Source organism: Nocardiopsis oceani, assembly GCF_054777395.1.
Genome location: NZ_BAAHAR010000093.1, coordinates 1 through 8,498, shown reverse-complemented (window position 1 = coordinate 8,498; position 8,498 = coordinate 1). Strand labels below are relative to the sequence as shown.

General features: G+C 65.5%; 9 protein-coding genes and 1 pseudogene. 5 read left to right on the top strand and 5 right to left on the bottom strand.

Annotated elements, in window-relative coordinates:
• Positions 1 to 144: 144 nt before the first annotated feature.
• Positions 145 to 858, top strand: coding sequence for a hypothetical protein (locus tag ACYVDG_RS32170; protein ID WP_460763779.1), 714 nt, complete (start codon positions 145 to 147; stop codon positions 856 to 858).
• Between the two features lie 36 nt (positions 859 to 894).
• Here ACYVDG_RS32170 and ACYVDG_RS32165 read toward each other — a convergent pair whose 3' ends face one another.
• A complete protein-coding gene (locus ACYVDG_RS32165) occupies positions 895 to 1,770 on the bottom strand; it encodes an NAD(P)-dependent oxidoreductase (RefSeq protein WP_460763776.1) in 876 nt (291 codons plus the stop codon).
• A 203-nt stretch (positions 1,771 to 1,973) separates the two neighbouring features.
• Here ACYVDG_RS32165 and ACYVDG_RS32160 point away from each other — a divergent pair, with 203 nt between their 5' ends.
• Positions 1,974 to 2,288, top strand: a complete 315-nt coding sequence (locus tag ACYVDG_RS32160) for a winged helix-turn-helix transcriptional regulator (protein WP_460763789.1) — start codon at positions 1,974 to 1,976, stop codon at positions 2,286 to 2,288.
• A 196-nt stretch (positions 2,289 to 2,484) separates the two neighbouring features.
• Here the strand turns inward: ACYVDG_RS32160 and ACYVDG_RS32155 are convergent, their stop codons facing one another.
• Positions 2,485 to 3,543 (bottom strand): LLM class flavin-dependent oxidoreductase, encoded by a 1,059-nt coding sequence (locus tag ACYVDG_RS32155; RefSeq protein ID WP_460763773.1) that lies wholly within the window; start codon positions 3,541 to 3,543, stop codon positions 2,485 to 2,487.
• A 254-nt stretch (positions 3,544 to 3,797) separates the two neighbouring features.
• On the opposite strand from ACYVDG_RS32155, the gene ACYVDG_RS32150 reads away from it, so the two are divergent.
• Positions 3,798 to 4,076 carry an ArsR/SmtB family transcription factor gene (locus ACYVDG_RS32150; RefSeq protein ID WP_460763784.1) on the top strand — a complete coding sequence of 93 codons (279 nt, stop codon included), beginning with the start codon at positions 3,798 to 3,800 and terminating at the stop codon, positions 4,074 to 4,076.
• 153 nt (positions 4,077 to 4,229) lie between these two features.
• Here the strand turns inward: ACYVDG_RS32150 and ACYVDG_RS32145 are convergent, their stop codons facing one another.
• Both ACYVDG_RS32145 and ACYVDG_RS32140 read right to left on the bottom strand, forming a co-directional pair.
• Positions 4,230 to 4,475 (bottom strand): DUF397 domain-containing protein, encoded by a 246-nt coding sequence (locus tag ACYVDG_RS32145; protein WP_460763770.1) that lies wholly within the window; start codon positions 4,473 to 4,475, stop codon positions 4,230 to 4,232.
• Positions 4,472 to 5,344, bottom strand: coding sequence for a helix-turn-helix domain-containing protein (locus ACYVDG_RS32140; RefSeq protein ID WP_460763767.1), 873 nt, complete (start codon positions 5,342 to 5,344; stop codon positions 4,472 to 4,474). Before ACYVDG_RS32140 ends, ACYVDG_RS32145 begins: the two co-directional genes overlap by 4 nt.
• 232 nt (positions 5,345 to 5,576) lie before the next feature.
• On the opposite strand from ACYVDG_RS32140, the gene ACYVDG_RS32135 reads away from it, so the two are divergent.
• Entirely contained in the window at positions 5,577 to 6,122 is a 546-nt protein-coding gene (locus ACYVDG_RS32135; protein WP_460763760.1) for an ATP-binding protein, read from the top strand.
• A 1,051-nt stretch (positions 6,123 to 7,173) separates the two neighbouring features.
• Positions 7,174 to 8,334 (top strand): serine/threonine-protein kinase, encoded by a 1,161-nt coding sequence (locus ACYVDG_RS32130; RefSeq protein ID WP_460763756.1) that lies wholly within the window; start codon positions 7,174 to 7,176, stop codon positions 8,332 to 8,334.
• A gap of 28 nt (positions 8,335 to 8,362) precedes the next feature.
• Here ACYVDG_RS32130 and ACYVDG_RS32125 read toward each other — a convergent pair.
• A pseudogene (locus ACYVDG_RS32125) lies at positions 8,363 to 8,498 on the bottom strand (IS5/IS1182 family transposase); the annotation flags it as partial.

The window sequence follows — 8,498 nt, the reverse complement described above, 5'->3', positions numbered from 1 at the left end:
GTGACCCGGCGCTCTTTCCGGTTCCCCACCCGCAAGCGCGGCACACCCGCCTCATACAGAGTTCGGCACCGGGTCCATATCTGGCGACTCATCCCACCAGCACCAACAACCTAAAACAACGGTATTGAGGGCCCTGCTGTCACCATGTACAACACTCTTGGTTCCGGATCTGAGGTCAATCGGCGTTCTGTCCCCTTTGAGGCCGTGGTTCGCCCGGAAGACCAGTACACGTTTGTGCGGTTCACTGACGGTGAGGTTGTCGTGCCGGCCGCGGCCTCCTGTACCTTGGCCGGCCTCGGCATCACGGCGTCCACAGGAAAAGTTGTGGAATTTCGCTGTCGTGAGTTCCTGGATCCATATCCTTCACCGGATGCTGTTCCCATGATCTACCAGGCGAATATTCGAGCGGGCACGGTGAACCACCAGCTGCCCGTCAGGGGTAAGCCGCAGTGGTTTCGCACCGGTGCGACGGTATCCGACAAGCTCACGGTTCCGGCTGGAACTTATGTGCTGGTCAAGCGATTTTCCGCCAAGGAAGAAAAGCACAGGGTCGTGGCAGGGGTCTGGAGCAGCGATGCACCTGCTGCTTTCGACAACAAAACCAATTATCTTCATGTCGGCGGGAAGGGTATAGACTCGAATCTGGCGCTCGGACTCGTGCTGTGGCTGAACTCAACCATCCTTGGCCAGGTGTTTCGTACCTTCAGCGGGCATACTCAAGTGAACGCTACAGACCTGCGTATGCTGCCGTTTCCTCCTTCGGAAACGTTGATTCGGCTTGCTCACCTGGCGCCTGCCCGTTTCCCAGGGCAAGATGACCTGGACCGCCTGGTCAACAAAGTCATGAGCGAGGTTTGATTCCCGTGACTGGGGCTAAGGGGCCCCGCCGCTGACTCAGTCGGCCTTGATGCCCTCGAAGATGCGGGAGAAGCTCTCGGCCCCGTGGCCCTCGACGATCTGGCTGTCGATCAGGGCCTTGACCGGAGCGACCACGTCCACGCTGACACCGGACTCGCGGCTGGTGCGTGCGATGGCGTCGAGCGCGGAGCGGTTGAAGTCCAGGCTCTGTACGTCGGTCGTGTAGTCCCCGCTGTCGAGGAACTGGGCGTGGTAGTCGAAGGCCGCCGTCATCGCGGTGAGCCACGGCTTGGCCCGCTGGGCGAACTCCGAAGCCGGGATCCCCGCGGTCCGGACCATGGCCGCTCCGTGGTGGAAGCCCGCGAACATCACGTACATCCCGGCCAGGAGCGCGAAGTCCACCTGCGACGCGGTGCCGGGGTCCTCGCCCAGGTACTCGGAGGTCCCCAGCACCTCGAGGGTCGTGCAGTGGTCGTCGAAGACGGCTTGCGTCCCGCTGTACAGGAAGCTCGCCGGGGCGGTGCCCACCATGTCCGGGGTGGCCATGATGCCGCCGTCCAGGTAGTGCACCCCCTGCTTCTCGGCCCAGGCGGCCAGCTCCCGCGCCTCCTCGGCCGTGGTGCTGGTCAGGTTGACCACCGTGTGTCCGCGGAGCTGGTCGGCGACCGGGTCGAGGACGTCGTGGACGGAGTTGTGTTCGAGCAGGCAGAGCACGGTGATACCCCCGGCGGCCAGGGCGTCCCCAACGCTGGAAGCCCCGCGGGCGCCGGCGGCCACGAGCTCCGTGTCCTTGCCGGGCGTGCGGTTCCAGACGGTGGTCGGGTGCCCGGCGCGCAGGAAGGCGTCGGCCAGGGCCCGGCCCATGGCGCCGAGTCCGAGAACGGAGACCGGGGCGGGTGCGTGCTGCGTCATGGTTCTGATTCCCCCTGTGCGCGAAACGGGTGTGGTTTCCGCGCGAGCGTGGTGGTCGAAGACGCTCCCGATACTCGTTCTGTTACTCACCATTCCACAAGTACCTACTAATTTGTGGAATACTAACCTTTTGGTGTGTATCGAGGTGAGGGAGGGTTTCCGTGAGCCGGACCGGGCCGTATTTCTGCGGGATCGACGCCGCGATGGACGTGGTCAGCGGAAAGTGGAAGGTGCTGATCCTGTGGGAGCTGGAGAACAGCGGGACGCGCCGCTTCGGTGAGCTCAGGCGCGGCCTTCCGGGCATCTCGGAGAAGATGCTGATCCAGCACCTGCGCGAGCTCGCCGAGGACGGCATCATCCACCGCGAGGTCTACCGGGAGGTGCCGCCCCGGGTCGAGTACTCCCTCACCGAGCAGGGGGTCTCGCTGAACAAGGCGCTCGAGAGCCTGGGGGAGTGGGGCCGCGAGCGCATCGCGCTGATCGGCGCGGAGAAGGTCTCCCACGACACCGCAGGGTGACCCCGCACCGTCACGGATGGAGACAGCACAGGCATGAAGCACGGGCACGAAGGCGGGGCGGGGTCTGTGGCAACCCCGCCCCGCGCCCCGGTGACCGGGGGAGACGGCGCCAGTCCCTGCCTGGACCGGCACCGCCACCCTTGACCAGCACCCCCGGCCAGGGTCTTCTCCGAGGCCTGTGCCGCCCCGGCCCGGATCAGCTCCCCTTCGGAGCCTCCAGGTCGTACAGCTCGGCCAGCGCCTCGTACGAGTACATGCGGGCCTTCTTGTCGTAGATCATCGACGAGATCATCAGCTCTTCCACCCCGGTATCGGCGATGAACTGGTCGATCTTCGGCTTGACCGTTTCCGGCGAACCCACGAACGAGTAGCGCAGCATCATGTCCAGCTGCTGCTTCTCCCCGGGGCGCCACATGGTGTCGAGCGAACCCTTCTCCACCGGTGGCGGCAGCAGACCGCGCGAATTGCGCAGGGTGCCGAGGAACGCCTGCTGCATGGAGGTGAACAGGCTCTCCGCCTCGGCGTCGGTGTCGGCGATGAAGACGTTGATCCCGGCCATCGCGTACGGCTTCGACGCCTGCTCCGACGGGGCGAAGTCCTCCCGGTATGCGGCAAGCGCATCGTAGAGGGCGTTCGGCGCGAAGTGCGAGGCGAAGGCGTACGGCAGGCCCAGGTGCGCGGCGAGCTGGGCGCCGAACAGGCTGGAACCGAGGATCCACAGCGGGACCCGCAGACCCTCGCCGGGCACGGCGCGGACCGGCTGGCCGGGTGCGGCGGGCTCGAAGAAGGCCTGGAGCTCCTGGACGTCCTGCGGGAACGTGGAGGAGGAGCTGGCGTCGCGGCGCAGCGCCCGCATGGTGCGCGGGTCGGTGCCGGGCGCGCGGCCCAGGCCCAGGTCGATCCGTCCCGGGAAGAGCGACTCCAGGGTGCCGAACTGCTCGGCGATCACCAGCGGGGAGTGGTTGGGCAGCATGATGCCGCCCGAACCGACGCGGATGGTGGACGTGCCCTCGGCGATGAAGCCGAGCGAGACCGAGGTGGCGGCGCTGGCGATCGCCCGCATGTTGTGGTGCTCGGAGAGCCAGAAGCGGTTGTAGCCCCAGCGCTCCAGGTTCTGGGCGAGCTCGCGGGCGTCGCGGATGGCCTCGCCGGGGTTGGAACCCTCGACGATGCTGGCGTGGTCCAGCACCGACAGCGCCGGTGCGGGCTTCACGGATCCGGTGGTGCCTGCGGGTGTTCCAGCTGTTTCCGACATCTCAGTTACCCCTACTGACCTCGAATATTCGATGATCGACGAACATCGAACATTGACGGTACACTCGCCGCTGAACGCACACCAAATCCCGTCCGGGCGCCGGTGCTCCGGCGCGGCGGACGACGGTGGTCGGTGGAGGAGTGGGTGAGTCCCCGGGCGGGGGCTCGTAGCGGCTGCATGACAACGGAAGTGGAGGTCGGGACGTGGTTCCCAAGGGGGTGGCGAAGGGTTACGAGCATCCGGCCCTGTCCGAAGTGGAACTGGTCACGGTGCTGTCCGCGCTCGCCGAACCCACCCGGCTCCGGATCGTGTGCATGCTCGCCGAACTCGGTGGTGAGCGGGCGTGGAAGGACATCGAGCTGCCCATCGCGCAGTCGACGCTGAGCCACCACCTGAAGATCCTGCGCAACGCCGGAGTCGTGCAGAACCGCACCGAGGGCACGCGCTGCTACCTCTCGCTCCGCGACCAGGAGCTGGAAGGCCGGTTCCCCGGGCTGCTGGAGACCGTGCTGAGCTGCCGGGACCCGCATTAGAGGGTGCCCGCGCCCGATCCGCGTCATATCTCGACTCACACCAAGCGCAACGAAGCCCAACCCGGCCTAGTTCCCGGTACCGGGTTGGGCTTCGTGCTGGGTTCTGCGTGGGGGGTTGGTGAGGGGTCGAGAAGGTGGGGTGCGCGGGAGGGGTCAGGCCCGCGCGCTGCCGAGGAAGCTCGACCACTCGGCGGAGGGGAAGGGCAGGAACCCGGCGTCGGGATGCTTCGAGTCCCGGAGCGCAGCCCCCTGGGGGAGGGAACCGATCTCGACGCAGTTCTGGTCTTGGCCGCTGTAGCTGCTCTTGCGGAAGTCAGCGGGGATGGGCGCGACCTCAACGCAGTCGACATCGTGTGCACTGTAGCTGCTCTTACGGAAGTTCAACTCGATCTGTCTCATTGTGTGCTCTCCAGAGTCTTGATCCGCTCGGTGATGTACTCGGCGGATTCTGCTGCACTAATCGCCGATCCTTGTACATCACCGAACACGGTGCTGTAGGTCTCTACATCCTCGGGCTGCTCGAGGTAGAGCGCATCGGTCAATGTAGGGACGCAGACGATGGGAGTGTCCAGCGGGTTCGGGAAGTCCAGGATGATGAAGGGGCCGCTCAGACCGGCGTGGGAACCCTTGCTGAACGGCAGTACTTGGATGTCGATGTGCGGCATCTGGGCCATGTGCAGCAAGTGGCGATGCTGATCTAGGCGCACCTTCGGGCCACCGATCGGGCGGTAGAAGGCTGCTTCATCGATGATGGCTCGGAGCCTGACCGGGTCGAAGCGGGTGAGGATCTCCCGCCGGGCCATGCGGGCTTCGACTTTCCGCTCTATCGCCTTGGGGTCGGTGAAGCGCCCGCCTTGAAGAAGCGCGTGTGTATATGAAGGCGTTTGTAGCAGCCCGGGGAACACTTGCGACTGATACGTCCGCATGGTTGAAGCTTCGGCCTCGAAGTCCGGTAGCGACTCGTCCTTGAAGACGTCCTTGTACTTGGACCACCAGCCACGGATCTTGGCGTCACGTGCGAGTTGGTGGAGTACATCGCGCTTGTCTGAATCTTCCACATTGTAGATGTTGAGAAGTTTGTCCAGATCGTCTGGCTTGACGGTTTGGATTTCGCTGTTCTCGATCATGCTGAGCTTGCCGACGGAGATCTTTGCCCTTTTGGATGCTTCTCCGGTAGTTAGTCCGGATTCTTTGCGGGCCCTCCGCAGTTCGGCAGAGAGTCGTCGGCGGCGAACCGAGGGGCTTCGAGGGTCTTGTTGCACGGGCATGAGTCTACTCCGCAAAAAAACAGATTGAAGTTCTAGGAACAGCTTGACTGAGTTGAACTTCAACATCACTATGGAGATGTAGCCGGACGCAGTGAGTCACCGAGGGTTCCTGCCGGTCAGGCTATGACCTGCCCGTTCCGTGCGTCGCGTGAATCGTGAATCTTCCAACGGGCGTTCGCTTCACCCCTTTCACCTGTGCCTTCGCTCAGTCATGCCAAGGAGTGTGTTCGCTATGTCCATGAACGTCCAGTTCCCGCCCCTGGGGAACGCCACGGTTCCGCTGATCAGCTTCATCCGCCCGCACCACCGGCACTACTTCTCCGGGCGGCCCGAGCGGCCCAACTACCGGGTGCGCAAGTACGACTTCCCGGGGATCGTGCACGTGATGCCGCTGGTCCGGGCCTACCTGGACACCTGCGCGGCCGAGTACCCCGCCGACTTCCGCTACCTCTTCACCCTCCTGGGCAGCGAGCTCGCGAACAACGCGCTCCGGCACAGCCTCTCCAGTCAGCCCGGGGCCACCTACTCCCTGCGTACCGAGCGGCACGCGGACGGGCTCCGGCTGATCTGCAGGGACCGGGGCAACGGCGACCGGGACCCCGCACCGCTCGAGGTCTCGGGCTGCGCCTTCGACCTGGAGGCGGAGTCCGGCCGCGGGCTGGCGATCGTCGACGCCTACTCCCAGGAGTGGGGCGAGCGGGCCCGTTACGCCTCGCGGGATGTCTGGTTCTACCTGGGGGCCGAATCGCCGGCGGCCGCGGAAACCGTGCGGGGCTGAGCACAGAAAAACCCCCGGCCCGGTGCAACTCGCGCGAGTAACACCGGGCCGGGGTCTTCAGAGGACGGGCGACGGCCCAGACATAGCCCCCTACCGCAGGCCGCCGCCCGTCCGCCCCCCTTTGAGAAGCGGGGCTCCCGTGATCCCCCAGATCCCCTCTTCTCTACCTCTCCCCAGCATGCCAGCGCGAAGGGAGAGGCCAGGGGGAACTCGGAAGCCCCTGGATGGTCGAGCAGTGTATTCACGTGCTGGAAAGAACGTGAATTCCCCCGAATTAAACACTGCCCGGCCGGTTGGGAGTGGGTCTCATCGGAAAATCCCCCCTAGTTTAAACCGAATTTCCGATCGAAGTGCAACTCCCGATCGCCCCGCCAACCCTCGTGTGACTAACGTGAGAAAGCGGGACCTGCAGATGTACTCTATCGCTTCACGGGACCATTCTGTACCGCTGTCCGGGGCTGATGGGGGAAGTGGCGCGAACCCCCCGACGGCACCCCAAATCGGACGAATGCATGGAACGACATGCACATCCTGCGGACACCGCAGGTGCCGCAGGCTTCGGGCCCAAAGCCTGCGCCGACTCGGTGGCCGACGCTCTGAGTATGCCCGAGAACACCACCGGTCCGCAGCCGTTCAGAGCCAATTCCCGAAGTTGATTGTCTGGTTCGGCGAGGAGACGCACTCGTACTGTGTCATGAGCTCCGCAGGATTGTTCGAAGCGAAGGATCTGGACCACCTTTTGTTGGTGGTTTGGACCCTTAGGTGACCGCTTGGCCGCTGCCGGACGGGCGGCGGCCCCGGGGAACGCCGGTTGGCTGGCCAGGTGCGGCCATGGTCTGCGAAGGGGTCAAGGCGCGGCGAAAACCCGCCGGGCTGCGTAGCCAAAATGCCGCGGGCCGCCCCAAACCCGTCTGCGGAGTTGGCTGCCGCCGACCGGACCGGAGCGGAACATCACCGGTTGTCTCATTTCTCGCGATGAGGTCTGGCCAAAAGGCCGACCCCGGCGCACGATGAAGCAACAGCGTGCTCCGGCAGCCGAAAGCGATCCCCCATGGCTTCGACCTCCGCTACCCCCTCCCCGGCACAGCTCCCACCGCACGTTCACCCGCTCCAGGACGGCGACCCCGGACGGATCGGCGACTACACGATCATCGGCCGACTGGGCAGCGGCGGCATGGGCACCGTGTACGCGGGGGTCTCGGACGAACTGGGGCGGGTGGCGGTGAAGGTCGCCCACCCGGCGCCCGGCGAACAGAGCCAGGGCGCAGGCTCCGGCGGCTCGGAGAGCAGAGCCAACACCCGGTTCAAGCGCGAGATCGAGCTCATGCGACGGGTGCAAGGGGTCTGCGCGGTCACCGTGCACGACAGCGGTGAGTACGAAGGGCGCCCGTGGGCCGCCATCGAGTACGTGCCCGGGCTCGACCTCCACCGGTACGTACGCGAGCACGGGCCGCTCACCGGTGACCCCTCGCTCCTGCTCGCCGCGGGCTGCGCCGAGGCCCTCGCCGCCGTCCACGGGGCCCGGGTCGCCCACGGGGACATCAAGCCGGGCAACGCGCTGATGGCACCCGGCGGCCCCAAGGTCGTGGACTACGGGATCGCGCGGCTGCTGGAGGACCTGCCGACCGGGACGGTCTCCGGCAGCCTGGGCTGGATGGCCCCCGAACGGTACCGGGGCACGGAACCGGAGCCGGAATCGGAAGCACCGGCCGACCCGGACGCCCCCTACACCTTCGACTACGTTCAGGTCCTGGCTGGACCGGGCGAGCCGGCGTACCGGGCGTCGGGCATGAACTGGTTCGGCGGCAGTACGGTCACGATGTCCGTGGACGGCGAACTCGTCTACGGGACTCCGGACGGCGGTTGGGTTGGGGCCTCTCCGGGCGACAGGACGAACCCTGACGCACACGCCACGGAACACATCTTCGAAGTCTTTTCCGGGATGCTCGATGCCGGGCAGAACACCGACGAGGAAGAGTCGGACTTCGTGCCCATCCCGGTCCCCGAGGCAGAGTTCGACCATCCCGAGGCGGATCCCGTTGATACGGCTGTGCGGATCGACGGGGAGATCACCCACGAAGGTCTTGAGGGAGAGGTCACCACGGCGTACGCGCTCGTGACCACACCCGAGGGCGTGCCGCTCAGCTTCTCCTGGGCGTTGGCACAGACGAACTACGACGAGTGGAGCAGGCCAGTGAGCCTTTCCGAGTAAGCGGTCGTTACGTAGCGTGATTCTCTGTTCAGACTGTCCTGTCGTGTTCCAGGTGCAGCAAGACCAGAGCTGCCTGGACGACCGCACCGATCCGCCAGGGATCGAGGCTGACTCTGCGCAGGGCCTTGTAGTTCTTCAGAAGTGCGTTCGCGCGCTCGCTGAGA